Below are 26,794 nucleotides of genomic sequence, written 5' to 3' on the forward strand. Positions count from 1 at the left end.
GATCCGGGCCGTCCGTCGGTCGACGGGGGAGAATGCGTGGCGGGGCGGCGCGCGGGAACGCTCAGCCGCCCAGTGGGAGTTCCTGGACCAGCAGTTTCCCTGCCATCGTCACTCCGCCGTCCATCGCGATGGCGAGCCCGTCGGCGTAGACGTGCGGGCCTTCGACGAGCGGGCCGGCACTGTCCTCGCCGTCCTCGGAGCCGACCTCGCCCAGCAGGTACGGAATCGGGCTGTGGCCGTGAACGATGCGGGTGCCGCCGTACGTATCGAGCAGCGAGCGCACGGCGTCGGCGCCGCCTTCGTCGCGGAAGGAGAAGCGCTTGGTGAACTTGCGGAACAGATCCCAGCACTCGTCGGCGTCGTTGCGGGTCAGCGTCTCGCGGACGGTGTCGTTGACGGCCTCGATCGAGTCGCCGTAGTCGAGGTAGGCGGTGGTGTCGGAGTGCACGAGCAGATAGCCGTCGACCTCCTCCACCGCGTCCAGGCGCGCCATCCACTGCAGGTGGTGGTCCTGCAGGCGGTCCATGTCGGTCTTCTGGCCGCCGTTGAGCAGCCAGGCCGCCTGGAAGGTGGCGGTGCCCGCGCCGGAGTTGACGGGCGTGTCGCCGAACCGCTTGGCGCCGAGCAGCAGCAGCTCGTGGTTGCCCATGAGGGCCTTGCAGTAGCCGCCGGCCGCCGCGGCCTCCGCGGACAGCCGCATGACCAGGTCGATGACGCCGATGCCGTCGGGCCCGCGGTCGGTGAAGTCGCCGAGGAACCACAGCCGGGCGGTGCCGGCGCACCACTGGCCCGCCGCGTCGATCAGCCCCTTCTCCTGCAGGGCGGCGATCAGCTCGTCCAGATAACCGTGCACGTCGCCGACGACGAAGAGGGGACCGGGGCCGGCGCCGGGCTGCGTCGCGGACGGGGCCGGCGCGGCCACCGGGTCGACGGTCACCTGCACGGTGTCACCGCGGTTGATGACGGGCAGATCGCGCTCGGTGGGCGTGTAACCCTCGGGCACCTGCAACGGGTCCTCGACGGGCGGGACGGCCTCGCCGGGGTGGGCGCTGTGGCCGAACGGACCGGTCTCATGGACGTACGCGGGCACGCGGAAGTCGCGCAACGTCGCCGTCCGCTCCACCTCGGGTCCCTGACCGGCCCCCTGAGTCATCGACCCCTCCACCATCGCGCCGCATCTGCACCGCTTCGGACTGCCTGGTCGCAGCGGCCCGCGGTGTCGTGGGCCCATCATAGGAATGCGGATCGCGCCGTGTGATGACCCAGGGGTGGTGAATCGGAACAAGACTCCTGTTCACCGCGGCTTTCGCCCCGTTTGGGAAGGGCTTTCCCCACCTGGCGCCTTGCCCTCCACGACGCTGCGGGGGCGGCACACCCGCCTCGCCGCCCCTTCGCCCCCCCGGCCGGTGCACGCGGCGGACCACCGATGCCCTTCCGGAGCACGGCGGGCCGCCCGACCCCTTCCGGAGCACGGCGGGCCGCCCGTCCCTCTCCAGCGCGCACGCCGAGGGACCATCCGCCCCCTGGTTGGGCGCGCAACGGCGGGTCACCCGCGGCTACCCGTCCCCCTCCGGAGTGCGCGGCGGGCTGACCGTCGTGCGCTGCGGGCGGCGCTGGGAGGACGTCCGGATGATCAGCTCGGTCGGTATCACCTGCTCGACCGGCTGGTCCGACTCCACACCTTCGATGGCGTCGATGAGCAGCTGCACCACGGCCGTGCCGATTCGGCGGGGCTTGAGCGAGAGGGTGGTGATGGGCGGCTCGGTGCTGGCGTACACGGTGGACTCGCTGCAGCACACCAGCAGCAGGTCCTCGGGCACGCGCAGCCCGTAGCGGCGGGCGGCGGCGAGCAGGTCGGTGCCGTTGGGGTCGAACAGTCCGTAGACGGCGTCGGGGCGGTCGGGCCGGGCGAGGAGCCGGTCTGCGGCGACGGCGCCCGCGCACGGGTCGTGCGCCGGGTAGGCCTCGTAGACCGGGTCCTGGCCGACGCGCTCGCACCAGCGCAGGTAGGCGGTGGTCGACAGGTGGGTGTACGTGTCGGTCGTGGTCCCCGTCAGCAGGCCGATGCGGCGGGCGCCGGCGTCGGCGAGATGGTCGAGGATGTTCATGACGGCGGCCTCGTGGTCGTTGTCGACCCAGGCGGTGACGGGCAGGGACCCGACGGGGCGGCCGTCGGAGACCACCGGTAAACCCTGACGGACCAGTTCCGTGACGACGGGGTCCTCGTCGGAGGGGTCGATGACGACGGTGCCGTCCAGTGCGACGTTGGACCACACGTCGTGGCGGGAGGTCGCGGGCAGGATGACGAGCGCGTAGCCCCGGGCGAGCGCGGCGGAGGTGGCGGCGCGGGCCATCTCGGCGAAGTACGCGAACTCGGTGAAGGTGAAAGGTTCATCCCCGTACGTCGTCACGGTCAGGCCGATGAGGCCCGACTTGCCGGTACGGAGGGTGCGGGCGGCGGCGGAGGGGCGGTAGCCCAGCCGGTCGGCGACCTCGCGGACGTGGCGCCGGGTCGCGTCCGGGAGCCGGCCCTTGCCGTTCAGGGCGTCGGAGACGGTTGTGATGGAGACTCCGGCGGCGGCGGCCACGTCTCTGATACCCGCCCGGCCCGGCCGGCTGCCTCGGCGTGAGGTTTCCGCGCGGCTCACCTGGTGCTTCCCTGCTGCTGTCATGGCGAGGTGATAGTAGGGCTCATGACGCGGGGTAGGGCGGACGCATATGCACGCGTTGACAGGCACGTTTCTGCATGGCGAGATGCCGCCAAGTGCCTGCGAAAACAAGGAAGTTAACCGTTTTCCCCGCAGGACATGATGCGTCGGCGCGGATAGGCCTGCCAAGCACCTGATGTTTCGAAGAGGTCTCAACTCACCTTGACGAGGGATGCGCGCCACGGCGCGAGCTACCGGCGCATAGATATATGTACGGCGCGCCCCCCGCCGCGTACGCCCGGCCCGACCCTTCGTGCGTCTTCGTACGACGATGCCCGTGATGCCCCCGGGACCGGCGGGGTGCCGCTGCCCGGACGTGTGGCGCATGAGGTCCTGCAGACCGGTACGCAGCGCGGCCCAATCCTCATAAGGTGAGCAGTATTGGAAGCCGGCGGCGGTGACGGGCCGCCGGTGGTCGCGAGGAGGACTGCGGTGAGCGAGACGAGCCCGAAGCTGCGCGCCGAGCTGGAGGGGATTCCCACCTACAAGCCGGGCAAGCCCGCCGCGGCGGACGGCCCGGTGGCCTACAAGCTGTCCTCCAACGAGAACCCCTATCCGCCGCTGCCCGGCGTGATGGAGCGCGTCACCGCCGCTGCCCACCACTTCAACCGCTACCCGGACATGGCCTGCACGGGCCTGATGAACGAGCTGTCCGAGCGCTTCGGGGTCCCGCTCTCCCACGTGGCGACCGGCACCGGCTCGGTCGGCGTGGCCCAGCAGCTGATCCAGGCGACCTCCGGCCCCGGCGACGAGGTGATCTACGCCTGGCGCTCCTTCGAGGCGTACCCGATCATCACGCAGATCAGCGGCGCGCGCTCGGTGCAGGTGCCGCTGACCGAGGGCGACGTCCATGACCTGGACGCCATGGCAGACGCGATCACCGACCGGACCCGGCTGATTTTCGTCTGCAACCCGAACAACCCCACCGGCACCGTGGTGCGGCGGGCCGAACTGGAGCGCTTCCTGGACCGGGTGCCCAGCGACGTGCTCGTGGTGCTGGACGAGGCGTACCGCGAGTTCATCCGCGACCCCGAGGTGCCCGACGGAGTGGAGATCTACCGGGAGCGGCCGAACGTCTGCGTGCTGCGCACGTTCTCCAAGGCGTACGGCCTCGCGGGGCTGCGGGTCGGGTTCGCGATCGCCCATGAGCCGGTCGCGGCGGCGCTGCGCAAGACGGCGGTGCCGTTCGGCGTGAGCCAGCTGGCCCAGGACGCGGCGATCGCCTCGCTGCAGGCGGAGGACGAGCTGCTCGGCCGGGTCGGCTCGCTGGTGTGCGAGCGCACACGGGTGGTCGACGCGCTGCGGGCGCAGGGCTGGACGGTGCCCGAGACCCAGGCCAACTTCGTGTGGCTGCGGCTGGGCGAGCGCACGCTCGCCTTCGCGGAGGCGTGTGAGCAGGCCGGCGTGGTCGTCCGGCCCTTCGCGGGCGAAGGGGTGCGGGTCACGGTCGGGGAGGCCGAGGCCAACGACATCTTCGTGAAGGTGGCGGAGAACTTCCGCAAGGAGCTCTAGGGCTCCGGGAGTCGAAGAGCTTCGAGCGCAGGAGTCGAAGGCTCCGTCGGGCAGAACACGGGTGGCGCCGCGGGTGCGGCCGCGGCTCGAGTGAGCTGTCCGGTGTCGGGTCGAGGGCTGGGTCCGCCGAGAGGCTGGGTCAGCCCTCGATCAGTTCCACGCGGATGGGGTCGCCGTCGCGCACCGTGGCCAGGGCGCGGGCGTCCCCGTCCAGGCGCCCCAGCACATTGCACGGGCTGGCCAGGCGGCATTCGTCGCCCCGCGAGATCGGCGTCGGCCCGTAGGGGAGGGCGAGCGCGTCGCCGTCCGTCCAGAAGGCCACGGTGCCCGGCTCGACGACCTGCTGGGCCGTGGTTTCACGTGAAACCGAGACCCCGGTGTCGAAGTAGACCTCCTCGCCCCAGGTGCGGGCGACGGAGGCGAGGGGCAGGGCTTTGGCGAGGGCCTGCGTGGTGGCGGTGTCGTCGAGGGTCGCGGTGAGGTGTCCCGCTGGCCAGGAGATCCGGATCTGAGTCGTGCTGCTGTGCGTCTGCATGGCGCGCAATTCAACACAATGTTGAACTCGCTGCCAAGAGTCTGCCGCGGCGGTCAAGGGGGGACCCCCCTTCGAAAGCTGAAAATCGGTGCGTCATAATGGCTTGTGAATGTGAATGCATTCACAAGCGTGTCCCGTTGCTCCCGCGTTGTCTGTGACAAACAGGGGCAAACGGCTGCCGTACCACGGCGAGGTAAGGAGACTGACGACGTGGACCTGGCTTTGGCGCCGGAGACCCTGGCGCGCTGGCAGTTCGGCATCACCACCGTCTACCACTTCCTGTTCGTCCCGCTGACGATCTCTCTCGCCGCGCTCACGGCCGGGTTGCAGACCGCCTGGGTGCGCACGGAGAAGGAGAAGTACCTCAGGGCCACCAAGTTCTGGGGCAAGCTCTTCCTGATCAACATCGCGATGGGTGTCGTCACCGGCATCGTGCAGGAGTTCCAGTTCGGCATGAACTGGTCGGACTACTCCCGCTTCGTCGGCGACATCTTCGGCGCCCCCCTCGCCTTCGAGGCCTTGATCGCCTTCTTCTTCGAGTCGACCTTCATCGGCCTGTGGATCTTCGGCTGGGACAAGCTGCCCAAGAAGATCCACCTGGCCTGCATCTGGATGGTGTCGATCGGCACGATCCTGTCGGCGTACTTCATCCTCGCCGCGAACTCCTGGATGCAGCACCCGGTCGGCTACCGGATCAACAAGGCGAAGGGCCGCGCCGAGCTGACGGACTTCTGGGCCGTGCTGACCCAGAACACCGCGCTCAGCCAGGCCTTCCACACCCTCTCCGCGGCCTTCCTGACCGGCGGTGCCTTCATGGTCGGCATCGCCGCGTACCACCTGGCCCGCAAGAAGCACATCCGCGAGATGAAGACCTCGCTGCGGCTCGGCCTGATCACCGTGGTGATCGCGGGCCTGCTCACCGCGGTCAGCGGTGACACGTTGGGCAAGGTCATGTTCAAGCAGCAGCCGATGAAGATGGCCGCCGCCGAGGCCCTGTGGGACGGGCAGAAGCCGGCCCCGTTCTCCGTGTTCGCCTACGGCGACGTGGAGAAGGGCCACAACAGCGTGGCCATCGAGATCCCCGGCCTGCTGTCCTTCCTGGCCAACGACGACTTCACCTCGTACGTCCCCGGGATCAACGACGTCAACAAGGCCGAGCAGCAGAAGTTCGGGCCCGGCGACTACCGGCCCAACATCCCGGTCACCTTCTGGGGCTTCCGCTGGATGATCGGCTTCGGCATGGCGTCCTTCGCCCTCGGCATCGCCGGCCTGTGGCTGACCCGCAAGAAGTTCCTGCTGCCGCAGCATCTCCGGGTCGGTGACGACGAGGTGCCGCACCTGGTCCTGTTCAAGGAGAAGGCGCTCAGCCCGAAGCTCACCACCTGGTTCTGGCGCATCGCGGTCTGGACCCTGGCCTTCCCGCTGATCGCCAACTCCTGGGGCTGGATCTTCACCGAGATGGGCCGCCAGCCGTGGGTCGTCTACGGCGTCCTGCAGACCCGTGACGCGGTCTCCCCCGGTGTCTCCCAGGGCGAGGTCATCACCTCGATGTCCGTCTTCGGTGCCCTGTACGCGATCCTCGCCGTCATCGAGGTGAAGCTGCTCGTCAAGTACGTCAAGGCCGGCCCGCCGGAGCTGACGCAGGACGACCTGAACCCGCCCACCAAGATCGGCGGCGACTCCAGGGACGCCGACAAGCCGATGGCCTTCTCGTACTAGGCCGAGGGAGCTGCACAGACATGGAACTGCACGACGTCTGGTTCGTCCTGATCGCCGTCCTGTGGACCGGCTACTTCTTCCTGGAGGGCTTCGACTTCGGGGTAGGCGTCCTCACCAAGCTGCTGGCCCGCAACCGCGTGGAGAAGCGGGTGCTGATCAACACCATCGGCCCCGTCTGGGACGGCAACGAGGTGTGGCTGCTCTCGGCGGGCGGAGCGACCTTCGCCGCCTTCCCCGAGTGGTACGCCACCCTGTTCTCCGGTTTCTACCTGCCACTGCTGGTCATCCTGGTCTGCCTGATCGTCCGCGGTGTCGCCTTCGAGTACCGCGCGAAGCGACCCGAGGAGACCTGGCAGCGCAACTGGGAGACGGCGATCTTCTGGAGCTCTCTCATCCCGGCGTTCCTGTGGGGCGTGGCCTTCGGCAACATCGTCCACGGCGTGAAGATCGACAAGAATCTGGAGTACGCCGGGACGGTCGGTGACCTGCTCAACCCGTACGCCCTGCTCGGCGGCCTGGTGACGCTGACCCTGTTCACCTTCCACGGGGCGGTGTTCACGGCGCTGAAGACCGTGGGCGAGATCCGGGAACGCGCCCGGAAGCTGGCCCTCAAGGTCGGTCTGGTCACCGCCGTCCTCGCGGTGGCCTTCCTGGGCTGGACGCAGGCCGACAGCGGTGACGGCAAGAGCCTGATCGCCCTGGCGATCGCCGTGGCGGCGCTGGTCGCGGCCCTGGTGGCCAATCAGGCAGGACGGGAAGGCTGGTCGTTCGCCCTCTCCGGGGTGACCATCGTGGCCGCAGTGGCCATGCTGTTCCTGACGCTGTTCCCGAACGTCATGCCGTCCACGCTGAACCCGGAGTGGAGCCTGACGGTCACCAACGCCTCGTCGAGCCCCTACACCCTGAAGATCATGACCTGGTGCGCCGCGATCGCCACGCCGGTCGTGCTGCTCTACCAGGCCTGGACCTACTGGGTCTTCCGCAAGCGGATCGGCACCCAGCACATCGCCGAACCCGCGCACTGAGGTGTGTTTCACGTGAAACCAATCGATCCGCGTCTGCTCCGGTACGCCCGGGCCACTCGCCGCTTCCTGCTGGCGGTGGTCGTCCTGGGCGCCCTGGGGGCGGTGCTGGTCATCGCCCAGGCGATGCTCATCACCGAGGTGGTCGTCGGCGCGTTCCAGCACGGCCTGCCGGCATCGGCGCTGCGCACGCCCCTGCTGCTGTTGGTGGCCGTCGCCGGCGGCCGCGCCCTGGTCTCCTGGCTCACCGAACTCGCCGCCCACCGGGCGAGCGCTGCGGTGAAGTCGGAGCTGCGGGGCCGACTGCTGGAGCGGGCCGCACGGCTCGGGCCGGGCTGGCTGAGCGGCCAGCGGACCGGATCGCTGGTCACGCTCGCCACGCGCGGAATCGATGCGCTGGACGACTACTTCTCGCGCTATCTGCCGCAGCTGGGACTTGCGGTGGCGGTGCCCGTGGCCGTGCTGGCGCGGATCGTCACCGAGGACTGGGTGTCGGCGGCCATCATCGTCGCCACCCTGCCGCTCATCCCCGTCTTCATGATGCTGATCGGCTGGGCGACCCAGTCCCGGATGGACCGGCAGTGGCGGCTGCTGTCCCGGCTGTCCGGGCACTTCCTCGACGTCGTCGCCGGGCTGCCCACGCTGAAGGTGTTCGGGCGGGCCAAGGCGCAGGCCGACTCGATCCGGCGGATCACCGGCGAGTACCGCCAGGCGACCATGCGCACCTTGCGGATCGCCTTCCTGTCCTCCTTCGCCCTGGAACTGCTGTCGACGCTGTCCGTGGCGCTGGTCGCCGTCACGATCGGCATGCGGCTCGTCCACGGCGAGATGACGCTCTACGACGGCCTGGTCGTCCTCGTCCTCGCGCCTGAGGCGTATCTGCCCCTGCGGCAGGTGGGCGCCCAGTACCACGCGGCCGCCGAGGGACTGGCGGCGGCGGAGGAGATCTTCGCCGTTCTGGAGACTGCGCTGCCCGAGTCGGGCACGCGGGCCGTGCCGGACGGAGGCATCGCCTTCGACGGCGTCTCCGTGCGCCACCCCGGCCGTTCCGCGGACGCGGTGACGGACATGTCCTTCGCCGTCGCACCGGGGGAGACGGTCGCTCTGGTCGGCCCGAGCGGAGCGGGCAAGTCGACGCTGCTCAACGTCGCGCTGGGCTTCGTACGACCGACCGGGGGGCGAGTGCGGATCGGGGGAGCCGACCTCGCCGACCTCGATCTGGAGCAGTGGCGGTCGAAGATCGCCTGGGTGCCGCAGCGGCCGCAGCTGTTCGCCGGCACGGTCGCCGACAACGTCCGCCTGGCCCGACCCGACGCCGACGACACCGCCGTACGGCAGGCCCTTGCCGACGCCGGGGCGCTGGACTTCGTGGACGCGCTGCCCCATGGGCTCGGCACCCTGCTGGGCGAGGACGGGGCCGGGCTGTCCGCCGGACAGCGGCAGCGACTCGCGCTGGCCCGCGCCTTCCTCGCCGACCGGCCGGTGCTGCTGCTGGACGAGCCGACGGCCGCCCTCGACGGCCGGACCGAGGCGGAGGTCGTCGCGGCCGTACGCCGCCTCGCCGTGGGCCGCACGGTGCTGCTGGTCGTCCACCGGCCGGCGCTGCTCAAGGTCGCGGACCGAGTCGTCAGGCTGGAGGACACGGATCGTACGGTGCGGCCCGAGGCCGCCGCGGAACCGGCCGCGAGCACGGCAAGCGGGGAGGGCGCCCCGCACGCGGTTGCCGAGGCGCACCCCACCGACCCGGCAGCAGAGCAGCGGGCCGGTCGGGGGAGCGTGCTCGCCCGCGTCCGCGCGATGTCCGGGGCCCGGCGCGGACGGCTGCTGCTGGCGCTGCTGCTCGCCGGTCTCGCGCTGTGCAGTGCCGTCGGCCTCATGGCCACCTCGGGCTGGCTGATCTCCCGGGCCTCGCAGCAGCCGCCCGTGCTGTATCTGATGGTGGCCGTGACGGCGACCCGCGCCTTCGGCATCGGCCGCGCGGTGTTCCGCTACGGGGAGCGGCTGGTGTCGCACGACGCGGTGCTGCGGATGCTCGCGGACACCCGGGTCGCGGTCTACCGGCGCCTGGAGCGGCTGGCGCCCGCCGGACTGCGCGCCCGGCGCCGGGGCGATCTGCTGGCCCGGCTCGTCGGTGACGTGGACGCGTTGCAGGACTACTGGCTGCGCTGGCTGTTGCCCGCCGGGGCCGCCGCGCTCGTGTCGGCCGCCGCGGTCGGCTTCACCGCCTGGCTGCTGCCCGAGGCCGGCGCGGTCCTCGCCCTCGGTCTCCTCACGGCCGGCGTGGGCGTTCCGGCGCTCACCGGCGCCGTCGCCCGCCACGCCGAACGCCGGCTCGCGCCCGCCCGCGGGGAGCTGGCCACCCGGGTCACCGACGTGCTCACCGGCACCGCTGAACTCACCGTCGCCGGTGCCCTGCCGGCCCGTACCGCCGAGGCCGCCCGCGCCGACCGGTCGCTCACCAGGATCGCCGCCCGCGCCGCCGGTGCCACCGCGCTCGGGGACGGGCTCGCCGCGCTGCTGTCCGGGCTGACCGTCGCCGCCTCCGCCCTGGTCGGCGCCCAGGCGGTCGCCGCCGGACGGCTCAGCGGCGTCGCGATGGCCGTCGTCGTGCTGACGCCGCTGGCCGCGTTCGAGGCCGTGACGTCCCTGCCGCTCGCCGTGCAGTACCGGCAGCGGGTGCGCCAGAGCGCCGAGCGCGTCTACGACGTACTGGACTCCCCCGCGCCGGTCGAGGAGCCGGAGCGTCCGCTCGCGGCCCCCGCCACCCCGTTCCCGGTCGTCGTGAAGGGCCTGACCGCCCGCTACCCGGGCCAGGACCGCGACGCGCTCACCGGAATCGACCTCACCCTGTCTCCCGGACGCCGGATCGCCGTGGTCGGCCCGTCCGGGTCCGGCAAGACCACCCTCGCGCAGGTCCTGCTGCGCTTCCTGGACCCTGCGGCCGGGTCGTACACCCTGGCCGGTGCGGACGCCCGTGCCCTCGACGGCGACGACGTACGCCGCTTCGTCGGGCTCTGCGCCCAGGACGCGCACCTCTTCGACAGCTCGGTGCGCGAGAACCTCCTGCTGGCGAGGAAGGACGCCTCCGAGGCCGACCTGCGGGGCGCGCTGGCCCTGGCCCGGCTGCTCACCTGGGCGGACAGCCTGCCCGACGGTCTCGACACGCTGATCGGTGAGCACGGCGCCCGGCTGTCCGGCGGGCAGCGGCAGCGCCTGGCCCTGGCCCGTGTCCTGCTCGCCGACTTCCCCGTCCTCGTCCTGGACGAGCCCGCCGAGCACCTGGACCTGCCGACCGCCGATGCCCTCACCGCCGACCTGCTGGCCGCCACCGAGGGCCGTACGACACTGCTCGTCACGCACCGGCTCGCCGGTCTCGAGGCCGTCGACGAGGTGATCGTGCTCGATCAGGGCCGTGTAGTGCAGCGCGGCACCTATGCGCGACTGGCCGCCGAGGAGGGGCCGCTGCGGCGGATGGCCGCCCGGGAGGCGGAGGCGGAGCTGCTGGTGGCAGCCCACTGACGACACCGGGGCAGGTCCGGACGGTGCCCCGGCACGGGCCCGCCACCCGACACGCCGACAGACCCCGGTTCGCACCCGTCCGCAGCACACCGCTCCCCCAGTCGTACGACACGGACAGGGCTGCGTGGCCCGTGCCGCGCGACGATCGCCGGCATGCGCTCACTTCGCCGTCGCCCGCTGCTCGTCACGGTCCTGCTCAGCACGCTGGCGGTGCTCGCGGCCGCCCCCGCGCCGGACGGCGGCGATCCCGGCGACGACGCCGCTGCCGGTGTCAGCGCCGAGGTCGCGCGGCTCTATCAGGATGCGGCCGCGGCGACCCAGCGGTACGAGCAGGGCCGCCGGGAGGCCGGTGCCCAGCGCCTGCGGGCCCTGCGCGCAGAAGCACTGCTGGAGCGGCAGCGGCAGCAGCTGGGGGTGCTGCACAAGGACCTGGGCCGCATTGCGCGGGCCCAGTACCGCACCGGCGGCGGGCTGCCGATGACCGCGCGGCTCCTCCTGACCGACCGTCCCGAGGAGGCGTTGCGCGGACAGCACGCCTTCGCCCGGGTCCAGGGGACCGTGACCCGCGCGATCGACCGGAACCGGCGGGCCGAGGCCCGACTGAGCGCCGACGAGGCCAGGGCGGCCGCCACCTGGCAGGCGCTGGAGCAGCGCAGCGCCGCACTCGCCGAACTGAAGAAGGGCATCGAGGCGAAACTGGAGGACGCCCGGACCCGGCTGCAGGGACAGGCCGACGCGTCCGTCGCGGCGGGCAGCTGCCGCGGTGCCGTCCGCCTCCCACAGCCGCCGCTCGACGGCACACGCGCGTGGGTCGCGCCGGTGGAGACGTACCGGCTGTCCGCGGGTTTCGGCAGCGACGGTTCGCACTGGGCGCACCGGCACACCGGCCAGGACTTCGCCGTGCCGATCGGCACGCCGGTGCGGGCGGTGGGCGCGGGGCGGGTGGTGCGGGTGTCCTGCGGCGGCGCCTTCGGCATCGAGATCGTGCTCGAGCACCCGGGTGGCTACTACACGCAGTACGGCCATCTGGCCGCCGTCGGCGTCGACGCGGGGCAGCAGGTGCTGGCGGGAGAGTGGATCGGCCAGTCCGGCACGTCCGGCAACTCCACCGGCCCGCATCTGCACTTCGAGGTGCGCATCACGCCCGAAATGGGGTCGGCGCTCGATCCGGTGCCCTGGCTTGCGGAACGCGGCGTGCCGGTCGGCTGACACCGACGGGGCCGGGGGTGGCCGGCACCGGCTGAAAGGCACCGCACCTCACAGTCGGTCTGCGTCCTGGCCGGGGGTGGCCGGCACCGGCTGAAAGGCACCGCACCTCACAGCCGGTCTGCGTCCTGGCCGGGCGTGCGGCCCTCGCGGCCGGTGTTCGCCCGTTACGGCCGGGTCGACGAGCTCAGCCGTGCTCGGCCAGCAGCCGCTCGATCACCACGGCCACGCCGTCGTCGTTGTTGGCGACCGTCCGTCCCGAGGCCGCGGCGATCACGTCCGGGTGGGCGTTGCCCATGGCGTAGGACCGACCTGCCCAGGTCAGCATCTCGACGTCGTTGGGCATGTCCCCGAAGGCGACGACCTCCTCGTGCGAGATGCCGCGCTCGGCGCAGCACAGGGCGAGGGTGCTGGCCTTGGAGACGTCCGGACCGCTGATCTCCAGCAGGGCGCTGGGGCTGGACCGGGTGACGTTGGCACGTTCACCGATCGCCAGCCGGGCCAGAGTGAGGAAGGCGTCCGGCTCGATCGAGGGGTGATAGGCGAGGATCTTGAGCACCGGCTCGTCGGGCAGCGGACCGTTCGGCCCGAGCAGTTCCTCGGCGGTCAGCAGGAGGTCGGGGATCTCCATGTGCAGCTTCGGGTAGTCCGGCTCCTGGTTGAAGCCGTAGGTCTGCTCGATGGCGTACACGGTGCCCGGCGCCGCGTCCCGCAGCAGCCGAACGGCGTCCAGCGCGTTCTCCCGGGCCAGCTCGCGCACCTTCACGAAGCGGTGGGCGCCGGGGCCGCCGTGCAGGTCGACCACGGCGGCGCCGTTGCCGCAGATCGCCAGCCCGTGACCGTGGACGTGGTCGCTGACCACGTCCATCCAGCGGGCCGGGCGGCCGGTGACGAAGAAGACCTCGATTCCCGCCTCCTCGGCGGCGGCGAGGGCCGCGACTGTGCGCGGCGACACCGACTTGTCGTCGCGCAGCAGGGTGCCGTCGAGGTCGGTGGCGATCAACCGCGGCGGGAGAGCGGAGGCCGGGGTCTCGGGCTGTCGGGTCGCTGAGGTCACCGGGCCATTGTCCCGCATATGCCTGCACGACCGTGCGGCACTGTGCACATCTGAGGGCATCTGAGGGTTTCCCCCATGCCGGGCCCCATGCCGGGCCCCCTGGCCCTACCGACCCTGGCGGCTTCCCCAGCCCCGGCGGAAGCCCGCCGCCGCGTCATCCCAGCTGTGCGAGCGCCTCCATGGCGATGTCCTCGAAGACCTTCTCGTCCGCCGCGAAGACCGAGTCGGGGATCGGCCAGTGGATGACGATCTCGGTGAACCCCAGCTCCCGGTGGCGGCCGGCGAAGTCCACGAAGGCGTCCAGCGACTCCAGCGGGCGGCTGCGGTCCGGGGTGAAACCGGTCAGCAGGACCTTGTCCATCCCGGCCACGTCCCGCCCGATGGCGGCGCAGGCCTCGGACAGCTTCTGCATCTGGGCACCCAGGGCCTGCACCGACTGCTCGGGGGTGCCGTTCTCGTACAGCTTCGGGTCGCCGGTGGTCACCCAGGCTTGTCCGTGACGGGCGGCGAGCTTCAGCCCGCGCGGTCCGGTCGCGGCGACCGCGAAGGGCAGCCGGGGCCGCTGCACACAGCCGGGGATGTTGCGCGCCTCATGCGCCGAGTAGAAGGTCCCGTCGTACGTGACCGCGTCCTCGGTGAGAAGCCGGTCCAGGAGTGGCACGAACTCGGCGAACCGGTCGGCTCGCTCCCGCGGCGTCCACGGCTCCTGGCCCTCCTGCAGCAGTGTGGTGGCGTCGAAGCCGTTGCCGCCCGCGCCGATGCCCAGGGTGACCCGGCCACCGGAGATGTCGTCCAGGGAGATCAGTTCCTTGGCGAGGGTCACCGGGTGCCGGAAGTTCGGCGAGGTCACCAGCGTCCCCAGGCGCAGCCGGTCGGTGACCGACGCGGCCGCCGTCAGGGTCGGGACGGCACCGAACCACGGGCCGTCCCGGAAGCTGCGCCAGGACAGGTGGTCGTAGGTGTACGCGGTGTGGAAGCCGAGCTCCTCCGCCCGCGTCCAGGCCGAACGGCCGCCTTCGTGCCAGCGACGGTGGGGGAGGATCACGGTGCTCAGGCGCAGACTCATAACCCCCGAGGGTAGGGGCACACCCCTGTTTCACGTGAAACGATCAATGGTGGCAGGCGCCGACGGATGTCAGTGCCCCTCGGGAAAGCGCAGGTAGCGGGGCGGTACGGCCCGCGTCAGCCACACCCCGTTGGCGCTGACGTGGAAGACATGGCCGTCGCGGTGCATGGCGCCGGCGTCGACCGACAGCACGACGGGCCTGCCGCGGCGCGCGCCCACGCGGTCGGCGGTCTCCCGGTCGGCCGAGAGATGCACGTCATGGCGGTTCATCGGCCGCAGCCCCTCGGCGCGGATCGCGTCCAGATGACGCGCGACGGTGCCGTGGTAGAGGTACGGCGGCGGGGTGGCCGGCGGCAGGCCCAGCTCCACGTCGACGCTGTGGCCCTGGCTGGCGCGGATCCGGCCGCCCTCGATCGCGAAGCGCTGCTTGTCGTTGACGGCGACGACGTGTTCCAGCTCCTCCCGGGTGATCGGGAAGCCGTGGCGGCCCGCCGCGGCGAGGAGCGCATCGATCTCGACCCAGCCACCCTCGTCCAGCACCACGCCGATGCGGTCCGGCCGGTGCCTCAGATGCTTGGACAGGTACTTCGAGACCCGCACGACGCGTCTGTCGTCCGTGTCGTTTTTGTTCATGTCGTCATCATGACGCGAGAGAGCTGAATCACGCACATTTTTTTTCGTGCACGGGTTTGATCCACAAGCAAGTGCGGTTATCCACAGGCAACTTGGCCATTCTGTGGACAACCGCACCTGCCGGAGCGGCTGTTGGCCAACTCCATGAGAACAAGGTGAGGTTGTCATGACGCCGGCGGCTCGACTCGCGCCAGCGCCCTCAACGCGCGCGGCGTGAAACGTGACATGGCGTGGAACAGGCGAGCCTCCGGGGTCACCGGCACCACGGCGGAGTTGCGCACCACTGCGTCCAACACAGCGTCAGCAACCTTCTCGGGCGGGTAGTTTCGAGCGCCGTACAGCCGCGCCGTGCGCTTCTGCCGTCGCCGTTCCTCCTCCGCGTCCACACCGGCGAAGCGAGCTGTGGACGTGATGCTGGTATTGACGAAGCCCGGGCAGATCGCGCTCACCCCGACGGCCCGCTCGGCGAGTTCGGCCCTCAGGCACTCGCTGAGCATCAGCACGGCCGCCTTGGAGGTGCTGTACGCGGACAGTGCCCGGGAGGGCTGGTACGCGGCCGCGGACGCGACATTGACGATGTGACCGCCCTGGCCGCGCTCGGCCATCTGCCGCCCGAAGAGACGGCAACCATGAATGACGCCCCACAAGTTGACGTCGAGGACCTTGCGCCAGTCGTCCGGTGTGGTGTCGAAGAAGCTACCGGACAGCCCGATTCCGGCGTTGTTCACGAGCACGTCGACGACGCCGTACTCGACGGCGACCTTCTGCGCGAGCTTCTCCATCGCCTGCTCGTCGGAGACGTCAACTGCCTCCGCCCAGGCGTCCGGTGCGCCCACCAGCCGCGACATCTCGGCGGTCCGCGCGGCCGCTTCGGCGTCCCGGTCGACGGCGATCACGCGCGCGCCGGCCTCGGCGAACGCGAACGCCGTGGCCCGGCCGATACCGCTGCCCGCTCCGGTGACGAGGACGAGCTGTCCGCCGAAGCGGTCGGCGTGGCGGCCGGTGGCCTGTACCTGCCGCCGGCCGTCCTCGACGGAGGTGACGAACTCGGTGATCCACGCGGACAGTTGGTCGGGCCGTGTCCGCGGCACCCAGTGCTTGGCCGACAGCGTGCGGCGCGTCAGTTGCGGGACCCACAGCTCCAGATCGTCGTAGAGCCGCTCGGACAGGAACGCGTCCTGCACCGGCGTGATGAGCTGCACGGGCGCGTGCGCGTACGCGTCCTTGCGTGGCCTGCGCAGCCGGGCGCGGACGTTGTCGCGGTACAGCCAGGCGCCGTGCGCCGCGTCGGCGGGCAGCGACGCGGTGGGGTAGTCGCCGTCGGGCGTGCGCTCGACGCGCCGCAGGATGCCGGGCCAGGCCTTGCCGAGCGGACCGCGCCAGGCCAGTTCGGGCACCTTCGGCGTGTGCAGCAGGTAGACGTACCAGGACTTGGCACCCTGTCCGAGGAGCTGACCGGCCCGGCGGGGCGTGGGGCGCCTGAGCCGCTTGTTGATCCAGTGGCCGAAGTGGTCCAGGGACGGACCGGACATGGAGGTGAAGGAGGCGATGCGCCCCTCGGTGCGCTTGACCGTGACGAACTCCCACGACTGGACCGAGCCCCAGTCGTGCCCCACCAGGTGCACCGGCCGGCCGGGGCTGACCGCGTCGGCGACCGCCAGGAAGTCGTCGGTGAGCTTCTCCAGCGTGAAACCGCCGCGCAACGGCTTCGGCGCGGTGGACCCGCCGTGGCCGCGCACGTCGTACAGCACGACGTGAAAGCGGTCGGCGAGCCGGACGGCCACCTCGGACCAGACCTCCTTGCTGTCCGGATAGCCGTGCACGAGGATCACCGTCGGCCGGTCGGGATCACCCAGTTCGGCCACGCACAGTTCCACGTCGCCGGCGCGTACCCGGCGCTCACGAGCATCCATGACCGTCACTTGTCCTCCGCCCAGCGCCGCACGTGCGGCAGATCGTCGTCCAGCCAGAAGGCACTCTCCGCGGGATCCCTCGAGTCGGTCACGACCAGGATCTCCTCGAACTTCGCGCCCGTACCCCGAAAGCCCAGGTGGGGTTCGACCGCCCACAGGCCCGGCTGCGGCGGATGGTCGGAGAAGCGGTACGGCGACCACAGCGGCGACCAGCCCTCACGGTGACCGTGCACCGCGTCGGAGAGCAGTCCCTTCAGGGACTGCGTGCCGAACCCGAACAGGCGCGGGGCGAAACGGCGTTCGCGCACCCGGTCCACCTTGTGCGCGATCACGCCGAAGGGGTAGGCGCGGTGCCGGTTGGCGTATCCCTGGCGGACCATGAGCCGGTCCACGTCCTCGTAGATCTCGCGCAGCGACCGCCGCTCGCGCACCTCGCGCAGGATCAGCTCGCGGTGCGCCTCCAGGTCCGCCATCAGCTTGTTCTGCACCGGGTTCAGCCCGAGCGAGCCCGAGTAGCCGATGTCCGCGGTGTACCCCTCGTACACCGGGGCCATGTCCAGGATGAACGGCATCCCGGGCTCCAGGTGCCGGTCGGTGGGGAAGAACTGCAGCGGCACACGGAAGTTCACGAACGCTGTGCGGTCACCGAACCAGGCGAACGGCATGTGGAACCAGTCGCGCACCCCGCGGTCCCGGAGCCACTCGCGCTGCATCCGCGCCGCCTCGCGCTCGGTCACTCCCGGTTGCAACCGGGCCGCCACCGCCTCGGCGCATTCGTAGGCCAGGCGCTGCACCCGCTGGAAACCTCGCAGCTCAGCGGAGATCTCGCGGGTCACTGCGATCGTCATCCCAACGCCTCCAGCGGTCCTCTTCGACTGCGGTACGTGTCCGTAACTTGACCTGAGCGAATCTGGCACTTGTTAGACGTGGAGTCAATAGGTGGGAGTCGAGGGATGGCCGACCCTGTGTCCGGGCGGGCGGCGGGCCTCCCGCCACAGGGGTGAGGGGCCGTACGCCAGGTGTCCGGCCACAGGTGTGGAGAGCCAGGCGCCAGGGTGTCGGGTCACAGGGGTGGAGGGGCGGCCGTAGCTCTCAGGCACCACATCCCCTACGGGCCCGTACGACTGGAGTCTGATACCAGGACGGCTCTGCGGTCTGACGATTTCCGTGGCCTGCGTCACTAGTGTTCACGGCGTGACTGTGATCGCGACCGAAAGCCTGAGCAAGCGGTTCCCGAGGGTGACCGCGCTCGACCGGCTGTCCGTGGACATCGGACCCGGTGTGACCGGACTCGTCGGAGCCAACGGCGCCGGCAAGTCCACCCTGATCAAGATCCTGCTGGGTCTGTCCCCTGCGAGCGAGGGCCGAGCCGAGGTGCTCGGCCTCGACGTCGCCACCAAGGGCGCCGCCATCCGCGAACGCGTGGGCTACATGCCGGAGCACGACTGCCTGCCACCCGACGTCTCGGCCACCGAGTTCGTCGTGCACATGGCCCGCATGTCCGGCCTGCCGCCCACCGCGGCCCGCGAGCGCACCGCGGACACCCTGCGTCACGTCGGCCTGTACGAGGAGCGCTACCGCCCCATCGGCGGCTACTCCACGGGCATGAAGCAGCGCGTGAAGCTCGCCCAGGCCCTGGTCCACGACCCGCAGCTGGTCTTCCTCGACGAGCCGACCAACGGTCTCGACCCGGTCGGCCGCGACGAGATGCTCGGCCTGATCCGTCGCGTGCACACCGACTTCGGGATCTCCGTCCTGGTCACCTCCCACCTGCTGGGCGAGTTGGAGCGCACCTGCGACCACGTCGTCGTCGTCGACGGCGGCAAGCTCCTGCGCTCCAGCTCCACCACCGACTTCACGCAGACCACGACCACCCTCGCGATCGAGGTCACCGACAGCGACGAGCACCCCGACGGCACCCACGCGGTCCGCGAGGCGCTGCACGCGCGCGGAGTGACCACCCACGACGACGGAAGCGGCCTGCCCGGCGCCGGCCACACCCTGCTGCTGACCGCGCAGGGCGAGGAGACCTACGACCTGATCCGGGACGTGGTCGCCGACCTCGGCCTCGGCCTGGTGCGCATGGAGCAGCGCCGGCACCACATCTCGGAGGTCTTCACCCATGGCGACGACAGCCGCGGCGACGACCGCCGGAAGGAGGCCGTGAGCCATGGCCGTTGAGCACCCCCTCGCGCCGTCCCCCCGGGACCAGTCCCGCATCCACGACATCGGCTACCGCAACTACGACGGCCCGCGCCTCGGCCGCGCCTACGCCCGCCGCTCGCTGTACACACAGTCCCTGCGCGGTGCCTACGGCCTCGGCCGGTCGGCCAAGTCCAAGGTGCTGCCGATGCTGCTGTTCGTGGTGATGTGCGTGCCGGCCGCCATCATGGTCGCGGTCGCCGTCGCCACCAAGGCCAAGGACCTGCCCGTCGACTACACCCGCTACGCGATCATCATGCAGGCCGTCATCAGCCTGTACGTCGCCTCGCAGGCACCCCAGTCGGTCTCGCGCGACCTGCGCTTCAAGACCGTCCCGCTGTACTTCTCACGGCCCATCGAGACCGCCGACTACGTGCGCGCGAAGTTCGCCGCGCTCGCCTCGGCGCTGTTCCTGCTCACGGCCACCCCGCTGCTCGTGCTCTACGTCGGCGCGCTGCTCGCCAAGCTGGACTTCGCCGACCAGACCGAGGGATTCGGACAAGGACTCGTCTCCGTGGCGCTGCTGTCGCTGCTCTTCGCCGGGATCGGCCTGGTCATCGCCTCCGTCACACCGCGCCGCGGCTTCGGCATCGCCGCCGTGATCGCCGTCCTGACCATCTCCTACGGCGCCGTCTCCGTCGTCCAGGGCATCGCCTACGCGCAGAACAGCACCGGAGCGATCGCCTGGCTGGGCCTGTTCTCGCCGACGACGCTGATCGACGGTGTGCAGTCGGCGTTCCTCGGCGCCTCGTCCGCCTTCCCCGGCGGCGAGGGACCCTCCCACGCCCAGGGGGCGATCTACCTCCTCGTCACCCTCGGCCTGATCGCCGCGAGCTACGGGCTGCTGAACCGCCGCTACAAGAAGGTGGGACTGTGACTGCCCACCCGTCGCCCGCCACCACCCTTCCAAGGAATGGGCTGCGCCCATGAGCACTCTGTCTCTCGACCACGTCTCCCGCTGGTTCGGCAACGTGGTCGCCGTCAACGACGTCACCATGACCATCGGGCCCGGCGTCACCGGCCTGCTCGGCCCCAACGGCGCCGGGAAGTCCACCCTGATCAACATGATGGGCGGCTTCCTCGCCCCCTCCACCGGCACCGTCACCCTCGACGGGCAGGCCGTGTGGCGCAACGAGCAGATCTACCGGCACATCGGCATCGTCCCCGAGCGTGAGGCGATGTACGACTTCCTCACCGGCCGCGAGTTCGTCGTCGCCAACGCCGAACTGCACGGCCTCGGCGACAAGGAGGCCCAGCGGGCCCTCGCGACGGTCGAGATGGAGTACGCCCAGGACCGCAGGATCGCCACGTACTCCAAGGGCATGCGGCAGCGCGTGAAGATGGCCAGCGCCCTCGTCCACGACCCCTCGCTGCTGCTGTTGGACGAGCCGTTCAACGGCATGGACCCGCGCCAGCGGATGCAGCTGATGGAGCTGCTGAGGCGCATGGGCGACGAGGGCCGCACCGTGCTGTTCTCCTCGCACATCCTCGAGGAGGTCGAGCAGCTCGCCCGGCACATCGAGGTGATCGTCGCGGGACGCCACGCGGCCAGCGGTGACTTCCGCAAGATCCGCCGCCTGATGACCGACCGGCCGCACCGCTATCTGGTGCGTTCCAGCGACGACCGCGCCCTCGCGGCCGCGCTGATCTCCGACCCGTCCACCTCCGGTATCGAGGTCGACCACGCCGAGGGCGCGCTGCGCATCCAGGCCGTCGACTTCGCCCGGTTCACCGCCCTGCTGCCGCGCGTCGCCAAGGCGAACGGCATCCGGCTGCTGACGGTCTCGCCCTCCGACGAGTCCCTCGAGTCCGTCTTCTCTTACCTGGTCGCGGCGTAGGAGGCCGAAGATGTACGACCCCACTGTCGCCCGGCTCACCTATCGGGCCCTGCTCGGCCGTCGCCGGGCCCTCATCCTCGGCGCGCTGCCGCTGCTGCTGATCGTGATCTCCGTCGCCGTGCGCGCCCTCACCGGCGCCGACGACCAGACCGCGTCCGACGTCCTCGGCGGGTTCGCGCTCGCCACGATGGTGCCGATCATCGGCGTCATCGCCGGCACCGGCGCGATCGGTCCCGAGATCGACGACGGCTCGGTGGTGTACCTGCTGTCCAAGCCGCTCAAGCGGCCCACGATCATCGTCACCAAGCTGATCGTCGCGATCGCCGTGACGATGGTCTTCTCCGCCGTGCCGACGCTCGTCGCGGGCCTGATCCTCAACGGCAACGGCCAGCAGCTCGCCGTCGCCTACACGGTGGCCGCGCTGGTCTCCTCCATCGCCTACGCGGCCGTGTTCCTGCTGCTGGGCACGGTCTCCCGGCACGCGGTGGTCTTCGGCCTGGTCTACGCCCTGGTCTGGGAGGCGCTGTTCGGCTCCCTGGTGCCCGGTGCCCGCACGCTCAGCATCCAGCAGTGGTCCCTGGCCGTGGCCCACAAGGTCGCCGGAGGTGACCTGGTCACCTCCGACGTCGGGCTGACCACGGCGACGGTACTGCTGATCGCGGTCACCGTGCTGGCCACCTGGTACGCCGGGCAGAAACTGCGGGCGCTCACACTGGCGGGCGAGGAGTAGGCACAGCCGGCCTTTGGGGCCGTGGTGGTCGGCACCGTTGTCGTTGCGGCGCGTTGTCGGGTGGTGGTGGGCCGGTCGCGGGAAACTGCGCGACCAGCCACCCACTCACCCGCACCCGGCGACGGAACCCGCACCCGGCGACGGAACCCGCACCCCCGACACCGCGAACCCTGCTACGGCAGCAGCCGTTCCAGTACGGCCGCGATGCCGTCCTCCTCGTTGGACGACGTCACCTCGTCGGCGACCGCCTTGAGCTCTTCGTGGGCGTTGGCCATGGCCACACCCCGCGCCGCCCAGGCGAACATCGGCACGTCGTTCGGCATATCGCCGAAGGCGATCGTGTCGGCCGCCTTCAGCTTCAGCCGGCGCGCCGCCAGCGACAGGCCCGTCGCCTTCGACAGGCCGAGCGGCAGCAGTTCGACGATGCCCGCACCGGCCATGGCGACGCTGACGAAGCCGCCCGCGGCACGCCGGGCCGCCTCGGCCAGCTCGTCGTCCGACAGCTCGGGATGCTGGATGTAGATCTTGTTCAGCGGGGCGCTCCACAGATCGGACGCGTCCGCGAACGGCGTCGCGGGCAGCGAGCCCGTGAGCGCGTAACCCGGGCCGACCAGCACCTCGCCGTCCAGGCCGTCACGGCTGGCCGCCAGATACAGCGGCCCGACCTCCGCCTCGATCTTCGCCAGGGCCACCCCGGCCAGCTGCCGGTCCAGGGTGACCGTGGTCAGCAGGCGGTGCTCCCCGGCGTCGTACACCTGCGCGCCCTGGCCGCACACCGCGAGGCCGCGGTAGCCGAGGTCGTCGAGGATGTGCCGGGTCCAGGGGACGGCGCGGCCGGTGACGACGATGTGGGCCGCGCCCGCCGCGGTGGCCGCGGCGAGCGCGTCACGGGTGCGCTGCGAGATCGACTCGTCGGAGCGCAGCAGCGTTCCGTCGAGGTCGGTGGCGACGAGCCCGTAGGGGAAACTCACTTGGCCACCGGCTCCAGGACCTCCCGGCCGCCCAGGTACGGGCGCAGCACCTCGGGCACCCGGACGGAGCCGTCGGCCAGCTGGTGGTTCTCGAGGATCGCCACGATCGTGCGCGGTACCGCGCACAGCGTGCCGTTGAGCGTGGCCAGCGGGCGGACCTTCTTGTCCTCGCGGACGCGGATGGACAGCCGGCGGGACTGGAACTCGGTGCAGTCCGAGGTGGAGGTCAGCTCGCGGTACTTGCCCTGGGTCGGGATCCACGCCTCGCAGTCGAACTTGCGGGAGGCCGAGGCGCCGAGGTCGGCGGAGGCGACGTCGATCACGCGGAAGGGCAGCTCGAGCGAGGTCAGCCACTGCTTCTCCCACTCCAGCAGCCGCTTGTGCTCCTCCTGCGACTCCTCGGGGGTGACGTAGGAGAACATCTCGACCTTGTCGAACTGGTGCACGCGGAAGATGCCGCGGGTGTCCTTGCCGTGCGAGCCGGCCTCGCGGCGGAAGCACGGCGAGAAGCCGGCGTAGCGCAGGGGCAGCTGGTCGGCGTCGATGATCTCGTCCATGTGGTACGCCGCCAGCGGCACCTCGGACGTGCCGACCAGGTACAGGTCGTCCTTGTCGAGGTGGTAGACGTCCTGCGCGGCCTGGCCGAGGAAGCCGGTGCCGGCCATGGACTGCGGGCGCACCAGCGCCGGGGTGAGCATCGGCGTGAAGCCGGCGGCGGTGGCCTGGGCCAGCGCGGCGTTCACCAGGGCCAGCTCCAGCAGGGCGCCGACGCCGGTGAGGAAGTAGAAGCGGGAGCCGGAGACCTTGGCGCCGCGCTCGGTGTCGATGGCGCCGAGCAGCTGGCCGAGCTCCAGGTGGTCCTTGGGCTCGAAGCCCTCGGCGCCGAAGTCGCGGATCACGCCGTGCGTCTCGAGGGTGACGAAGTCCTCCTCGCCGCCGACGGGAACGTCGGGGTGGACGAGGTTGCCGAGCCGGAGCAGCAGCTCCTGGGTCTCGGTGTCGGCGGCGTCGCGCTCGGCCTCGGCGGCCTTGACGTCGGCCTTGAGCTGTTCGGCCCGCTTGAGCAGGTCGGCCTTCTCGTCGGCAGCGGCCTTGGGGATCAGCTTGCCGAGCGACTTCTGCTCGTTGCGCAGCTCGTCGAAGCGGACGCCGGAGGACCTGCGCCGCTCGTCGGCAGACAGGAGAGCGTCGACGAGCGCGACGTCCTCTCCACGGGCGCGCTGAGAGGCGCGCACACGGTCGGGGTCCTCACGAAGCAGGCGAAGGTCAATCACGCGGTCAAGGCTACCGGTGCCGGGTGACGGCTCACGACTCACTATTCGCAGGGCGCGCCGAAATAGTTCCTTACAGTGTGTTATGGGTCAATTGCGTGGTGTGTCCGTCCCGAGGTCGGACGGCTCGATTCGCTTGCGGTCGGCGGGACTTGGGGCCCGTCCCGTCCACAGGAATCCACAACCCGCGGGAAGTTATCCACAGGGTGTGAGAAAGATCTGTGGACTTCGGAATTGATCACTCCGTGACGGTAACCGGACCTCAGGATTCCCGGCGCACAGGTCTTTTAGCCGCACTTTCGAGTGGAAAGTGTTCGCTCCAAAGGATTGTTCAAAGGAAACAGGTGGACGAAGTGTGACCCGTGCACCTGTGTGCGCTCTTGGGTCCTGTAGGCCGATTTGTCGACTGAGTGGGGCTTCTCTGTCGACTTGTCCCCAGGTCGAGAAGCCCACCTGTGGATAACTTCTGTGGATAACGAAGATATGCAGGTAGGACCGGCCTGGCTCCTCAGAACCGCCCGTCCTGGCAGCGCGCCACCCAGTCCGCCGCCGCGACGAACTCGTCGTCCGACGTCCCGAGCAACGGCGGCCGTACGTCCTCGGGGCCGGCCTCCGCCCGCGGGTACGAGCCGAGGAAACGCACCTGCAGACAGATCCGCTTCAGCCCCATCAGGGCCTCGGCCATCCGCCGGTCGGAGATATGCCCCTCGGCGTCGATGCAGAAGCAGTAGTTGCCGATGCCGGCGCCGGTCGGCCGGGACTGGAGCAGCATCAGGTTGATGCCCCGGGTGGCGAACTCGCCGAGCAGATCGCGCAGCCCTCCGGGATGGTCGTCGCGCTGCCACAGCACGACGGAGGTCTTGTCGGCGCCGGTCGGAGCGGCCGGCCGGGCAGGGCGTCCGACCAGCACGAACCGCGTCTGCGCGGTCTCCGGGAAATCGTGGATGTCGGTCTCCAGCGCTTCGAGACCGTAGCGCGCGGCAGCGAACTCCCCCGCGAAGGCGGCGTCGTAGCGGCCCTCCTGGACCAGGCGGGCGGCGTCGGCGTTCGAGGCGGCCGACTCCCAGTCGGCGTCGGGCAGGTTCGCCCGCAGCCAGTTGCGCACCTGCGACTGGGCCGCCGGGTGGGCGGAGACCGTCTTGATGTCCGAGAGCTTGGTGCCCGGCCGGACCAGCAGCGCGAAGGTGATCGACAGCAGCACCTCGCGGTAGATCATCAGCGGGGCACCGGCGACCAGCTCGTCCAGGGTGGTCGTGATGCCGCCCTCGACCGAGTTCTCGATCGGCACGAACGCCGCCTCGGCCTCACCGGCCCGCACCGCGTCCAGCGCGGACTGCACCGACACGTACGGGATCAGCTCCCGGGTGGCGGCTTCCGGCAGGGTGCGCAGGGCGACTTCGGTGAAGGTCCCCTCCGGGCCGAGATACGCATAGCTCGCTGGCATGCTCTCACCCTAATGGCCGCAGGACGCCCCGGCTCAGGCGTCTCACGCACGCCACTCGACCGAGTGGTTTGAACCCGGAAAACGCCTGTGCCGCGGTATCCCGTCCGGTATTCCCTCACCCCTCGAGCAACCGCTGCCCCACGTACTCGCCCTTCGCCGCCCCGCCCGGCACCGCGAAGAGTCCGCTGGTCTCGTGGCGGATGAACCGCGACAGCGCGTCCCCGCGGTCCAGCTTGCGCTGCACCGGGACGAAACCGCGCAACGGGTCGGCCTGCCAGCAGATGAACAGCAGCCCCGCGTCCGGCACCCCGTCGGCGTCGAAGCCGTCGTGGTACGAGAAGGGGCGCCGCAGCATCGCCGCGCCGCCGTTGCGGTCGGGCCGGGTGATGCGGGCGTGCGCGTTGACCGCGACGACGTACTCGCCGTTCGCGTCGGTCTTCTCCAGGTCCATCTCGGTGGTCTCGGTGCCGCCGGACAGCGGAGCCCCGTCGGACTTGCGCCGCCCGATCACCGCCTCCTGGTCGCGCACCGGCAGCTTCTCCCAGTCGTCGAGGAGCATGCGGATACGGCGTACGACGGCATAGGAGCCGTTCGCCATCCAGGCGGGCTCGCCACCGGCCGGCACGAAGATCCGCCGGTCGAAGTCGGGGTCCGCCGGCTTGGGGTTGCGGGTCCCGTCGACCTGGCCCATGAGGTTGCGGGCCGTCATGGGGCGGGCGGTGGCGCCCGGCGTGCGGTTGAAGCCGTTCATCTGCCAGCGCAGCCGGGCGGCCGAGCCCGCGTCCTTCTGGATGGCACGCAGTGCGTGGAAGGCGACCAGGGCGTCGTCGGCCCCGATCTGCACCCACAGGTCGCCGTCGCTGCGGGCCTTGTCGAGCTGGTCGGAGGAGAAGGCGGGCAGCGGGTCCAGCGCGACGGGCCGCTGCTTGTCCAGCCCGGTCTTCCCGAAGAAGCTGTGCCCGAAGCCGAAGGTGACCGTCAGCGAGGACGGTCCGGCGTCCCGGGCCACGCCGGTGTCGTCGTGGGCCGCGGGCTCGCCCGCCATGAGCCGCTCCGCCGTCGCCGACCAGCGGCGCAGCAGCGCTGCCGCCTCCTTGCGGCCCGCGCCCGGGACGAGATCGAACGCGGCGAGGTGGCCGCGGGCCTGGAGGCCGTCGGTGATGCCGGGCTGATGTTTCCCGTGAAACATCGCGCGGCCGGTCCCGAGCGAGGTGAGCGGCGTGGCCTGTGCGGGCGCGGCCGCGTAACCCGCCGCCGCACCGGCCGCGCCGAGGACGAGCCCGGTGGCACCGGCGGTGCCGAGCAGCCGGCGGCGCGAGACGCCCTGGGGCGCCGGGGCGCCTGGCGCGGAGACCGCGGCACGCTCGGAACCCGCGGCACGTTCCGTGGAACTCGTGGCGCCCTTGGTGGGCCGGGCCGGCGAGGGGGACTGGTCGGGCATGGTGCAC

General features: G+C 70.9%; 21 protein-coding genes. 9 read left to right on the forward strand and 12 right to left on the reverse strand.

Annotated elements, in window-relative coordinates; genetic code table 11:
• Window positions 1-61 precede the first annotated feature (61 nt).
• Together ACZ67Q_RS17140 and ACZ67Q_RS17145 are read right to left on the reverse strand one after the other, a co-directional pair.
• Window positions 62-1,168 (reverse strand): metallophosphoesterase, encoded by a 1,107-nt coding sequence (locus tag ACZ67Q_RS17140; protein ID WP_471182401.1) that lies wholly within the window; start codon window positions 1,166-1,168, stop codon window positions 62-64.
• 388 nt (window positions 1,169-1,556) lie between these two features.
• The gene (locus ACZ67Q_RS17145; RefSeq protein WP_361630355.1) at window positions 1,557-2,672 is read right to left on the reverse strand and encodes a LacI family DNA-binding transcriptional regulator; all 1,116 of its coding nucleotides are present in this window, start codon (window positions 2,670-2,672) and stop codon (window positions 1,557-1,559) included.
• A gap of 468 nt (window positions 2,673-3,140) precedes the next feature.
• On the opposite strand from ACZ67Q_RS17145, the gene hisC reads away from it, so the two are divergent.
• A complete protein-coding gene (hisC, locus tag ACZ67Q_RS17150) occupies window positions 3,141-4,220 on the forward strand; it encodes a histidinol-phosphate transaminase (RefSeq protein WP_361630358.1) in 1,080 nt (359 codons plus the stop codon).
• A 139-nt stretch (window positions 4,221-4,359) separates the two neighbouring features.
• On the opposite strand, the gene ACZ67Q_RS17155 is transcribed toward hisC, so the two are convergent.
• On the reverse strand, window positions 4,360-4,755 hold the full coding sequence (locus tag ACZ67Q_RS17155) for a cyclophilin-like fold protein (protein WP_471182404.1): 396 nt from the start codon (window positions 4,753-4,755) through the stop codon (window positions 4,360-4,362).
• 210 nt (window positions 4,756-4,965) lie between these two features.
• Between ACZ67Q_RS17155 and ACZ67Q_RS17160 the strand changes: the two genes are divergently transcribed.
• The 4 genes from ACZ67Q_RS17160 (at window position 4,966) to ACZ67Q_RS17175 (ending at window position 12,224) form a co-directional block, all read left to right on the forward strand.
• Entirely contained in the window at window positions 4,966-6,474 is a 1,509-nt protein-coding gene (locus tag ACZ67Q_RS17160) for a cytochrome ubiquinol oxidase subunit I (RefSeq protein WP_471182407.1), read from the forward strand.
• A gap of 20 nt (window positions 6,475-6,494) precedes the next feature.
• A complete protein-coding gene (gene cydB / locus ACZ67Q_RS17165; RefSeq protein WP_471182409.1) occupies window positions 6,495-7,499 on the forward strand; it encodes a cytochrome d ubiquinol oxidase subunit II in 1,005 nt (334 codons plus the stop codon).
• A gap of 12 nt (window positions 7,500-7,511) precedes the next feature.
• Complete coding sequence (gene cydD / locus ACZ67Q_RS17170) at window positions 7,512-11,015, forward strand: thiol reductant ABC exporter subunit CydD (RefSeq protein WP_471182411.1); 3,504 nt, start codon at window positions 7,512-7,514, stop codon at window positions 11,013-11,015.
• A gap of 153 nt (window positions 11,016-11,168) precedes the next feature.
• Entirely contained in the window at window positions 11,169-12,224 is a 1,056-nt protein-coding gene (locus ACZ67Q_RS17175) for a M23 family metallopeptidase (RefSeq protein ID WP_471182413.1), read from the forward strand.
• A gap of 184 nt (window positions 12,225-12,408) precedes the next feature.
• Here ACZ67Q_RS17175 and ACZ67Q_RS17180 read toward each other — a convergent pair whose 3' ends face one another.
• From ACZ67Q_RS17180 to ACZ67Q_RS17200, 5 genes are all read right to left on the reverse strand, one after another.
• Window positions 12,409-13,296, reverse strand: a complete 888-nt coding sequence (locus ACZ67Q_RS17180) for a Cof-type HAD-IIB family hydrolase (protein WP_471182415.1) — start codon at window positions 13,294-13,296, stop codon at window positions 12,409-12,411.
• 136 nt (window positions 13,297-13,432) lie between these two features.
• Complete coding sequence (locus ACZ67Q_RS17185) at window positions 13,433-14,344, reverse strand: LLM class flavin-dependent oxidoreductase (protein ID WP_471182418.1); 912 nt, start codon at window positions 14,342-14,344, stop codon at window positions 13,433-13,435.
• A 69-nt stretch (window positions 14,345-14,413) separates the two neighbouring features.
• Window positions 14,414-14,977: an RNA 2'-phosphotransferase gene (locus tag ACZ67Q_RS17190; RefSeq protein WP_471182420.1), complete on the reverse strand. Its 564-nt coding sequence runs from the start codon at window positions 14,975-14,977 to the stop codon at window positions 14,414-14,416.
• Window positions 14,978-15,141: 164 nt separating this feature from the next.
• The gene (locus ACZ67Q_RS17195; RefSeq protein ID WP_471182422.1) at window positions 15,142-16,890 is read right to left on the reverse strand and encodes an SDR family oxidoreductase; all 1,749 of its coding nucleotides are present in this window, start codon (window positions 16,888-16,890) and stop codon (window positions 15,142-15,144) included.
• A 5-nt stretch (window positions 16,891-16,895) separates the two neighbouring features.
• Entirely contained in the window at window positions 16,896-17,738 is an 843-nt protein-coding gene (locus ACZ67Q_RS17200; RefSeq protein WP_471182424.1) for a M24 family metallopeptidase, read from the reverse strand.
• A 352-nt stretch (window positions 17,739-18,090) separates the two neighbouring features.
• Here ACZ67Q_RS17200 and ACZ67Q_RS17205 point away from each other — a divergent pair, with 352 nt between their 5' ends.
• The 4 genes from ACZ67Q_RS17205 to ACZ67Q_RS17220 are packed head-to-tail and all read left to right on the forward strand — an operon-like array spanning window position 18,091 to window position 21,660.
• Window positions 18,091-19,071, forward strand: coding sequence for an ABC transporter ATP-binding protein (locus ACZ67Q_RS17205; RefSeq protein ID WP_471182714.1), 981 nt, complete (start codon window positions 18,091-18,093; stop codon window positions 19,069-19,071).
• Window positions 19,061-19,969 (forward strand): ABC transporter permease subunit, encoded by a 909-nt coding sequence (locus tag ACZ67Q_RS17210; RefSeq protein ID WP_471182426.1) that lies wholly within the window; start codon window positions 19,061-19,063, stop codon window positions 19,967-19,969. The genes ACZ67Q_RS17205 and ACZ67Q_RS17210 overlap by 11 nt, the downstream gene beginning before the upstream one ends.
• A gap of 49 nt (window positions 19,970-20,018) precedes the next feature.
• A complete protein-coding gene (locus tag ACZ67Q_RS17215; protein ID WP_471182429.1) occupies window positions 20,019-20,930 on the forward strand; it encodes an ABC transporter ATP-binding protein in 912 nt (303 codons plus the stop codon).
• 10 nt (window positions 20,931-20,940) lie between these two features.
• The gene (locus ACZ67Q_RS17220) at window positions 20,941-21,660 is read left to right on the forward strand and encodes an ABC transporter permease subunit (protein WP_471182431.1); all 720 of its coding nucleotides are present in this window, start codon (window positions 20,941-20,943) and stop codon (window positions 21,658-21,660) included.
• A gap of 173 nt (window positions 21,661-21,833) precedes the next feature.
• On the opposite strand, the gene ACZ67Q_RS17225 is transcribed toward ACZ67Q_RS17220, so the two are convergent.
• The 4 genes from ACZ67Q_RS17225 to efeB all read right to left on the reverse strand — a co-directional run bounded on the left by ACZ67Q_RS17225 (window position 21,834) and on the right by efeB (window position 26,787).
• A complete protein-coding gene (locus tag ACZ67Q_RS17225; protein WP_361630400.1) occupies window positions 21,834-22,631 on the reverse strand; it encodes an HAD family hydrolase in 798 nt (265 codons plus the stop codon).
• Window positions 22,628-23,905, reverse strand: a complete 1,278-nt coding sequence (serS, locus tag ACZ67Q_RS17230) for a serine--tRNA ligase (RefSeq protein WP_471182434.1) — start codon at window positions 23,903-23,905, stop codon at window positions 22,628-22,630. Before serS ends, ACZ67Q_RS17225 begins: the two co-directional genes overlap by 4 nt.
• A gap of 505 nt (window positions 23,906-24,410) precedes the next feature.
• The gene (gene pheA / locus ACZ67Q_RS17235) at window positions 24,411-25,346 is read right to left on the reverse strand and encodes a prephenate dehydratase (RefSeq protein WP_471182436.1); all 936 of its coding nucleotides are present in this window, start codon (window positions 25,344-25,346) and stop codon (window positions 24,411-24,413) included.
• Between the two features lie 115 nt (window positions 25,347-25,461).
• Complete coding sequence (gene efeB, locus ACZ67Q_RS17240) at window positions 25,462-26,787, reverse strand: iron uptake transporter deferrochelatase/peroxidase subunit (protein WP_471182439.1); 1,326 nt, start codon at window positions 26,785-26,787, stop codon at window positions 25,462-25,464.
• Window positions 26,788-26,794 lie beyond the last annotated feature (7 nt).

Source organism: Streptomyces sp. NPDC036813, from assembly GCF_055609245.1.

Bases quoted from the DNA above. Each gene is read 5' to 3' on its own strand.
- ACZ67Q_RS17140 (WP_471182401.1), bottom strand. From the start codon at position 1,168: ATGGTGGAGGGGTCGATGACTCAGGGGGCCGGTCAGGGACCCGAGGTG.
- ACZ67Q_RS17145 (WP_361630355.1), bottom strand. From the start codon at position 2,672: ATGACAGCAGCAGGGAAGCACCAGGTGAGCCGCGCGGAAACCTCACGC.
- ACZ67Q_RS17155 (WP_471182404.1), bottom strand. From the start codon at position 4,755: ATGCAGACGCACAGCAGCACGACTCAGATCCGGATCTCCTGGCCAGCG.
- cydB (WP_471182409.1), top strand. From the start codon at position 6,495: ATGGAACTGCACGACGTCTGGTTCGTCCTGATCGCCGTCCTGTGGACC.
- ACZ67Q_RS17175 (WP_471182413.1), top strand. From the start codon at position 11,169: ATGCGCTCACTTCGCCGTCGCCCGCTGCTCGTCACGGTCCTGCTCAGC.
- ACZ67Q_RS17180 (WP_471182415.1), bottom strand. From the start codon at position 13,296: ATGCGGGACAATGGCCCGGTGACCTCAGCGACCCGACAGCCCGAGACC.
- ACZ67Q_RS17185 (WP_471182418.1), bottom strand. From the start codon at position 14,344: ATGAGTCTGCGCCTGAGCACCGTGATCCTCCCCCACCGTCGCTGGCAC.
- ACZ67Q_RS17190 (WP_471182420.1), bottom strand. From the start codon at position 14,977: ATGAACAAAAACGACACGGACGACAGACGCGTCGTGCGGGTCTCGAAG.
- ACZ67Q_RS17195 (WP_471182422.1), bottom strand. From the start codon at position 16,890: ATGGATGCTCGTGAGCGCCGGGTACGCGCCGGCGACGTGGAACTGTGC.
- ACZ67Q_RS17200 (WP_471182424.1), bottom strand. From the start codon at position 17,738: ATGACGATCGCAGTGACCCGCGAGATCTCCGCTGAGCTGCGAGGTTTC.
- ACZ67Q_RS17210 (WP_471182426.1), top strand. From the start codon at position 19,061: ATGGCCGTTGAGCACCCCCTCGCGCCGTCCCCCCGGGACCAGTCCCGC.
- ACZ67Q_RS17215 (WP_471182429.1), top strand. From the start codon at position 20,019: ATGAGCACTCTGTCTCTCGACCACGTCTCCCGCTGGTTCGGCAACGTG.
- ACZ67Q_RS17220 (WP_471182431.1), top strand. From the start codon at position 20,941: ATGTACGACCCCACTGTCGCCCGGCTCACCTATCGGGCCCTGCTCGGC.
- pheA (WP_471182436.1), bottom strand. From the start codon at position 25,346: ATGCCAGCGAGCTATGCGTATCTCGGCCCGGAGGGGACCTTCACCGAA.
- efeB (WP_471182439.1), bottom strand. From the start codon at position 26,787: ATGCCCGACCAGTCCCCCTCGCCGGCCCGGCCCACCAAGGGCGCCACG.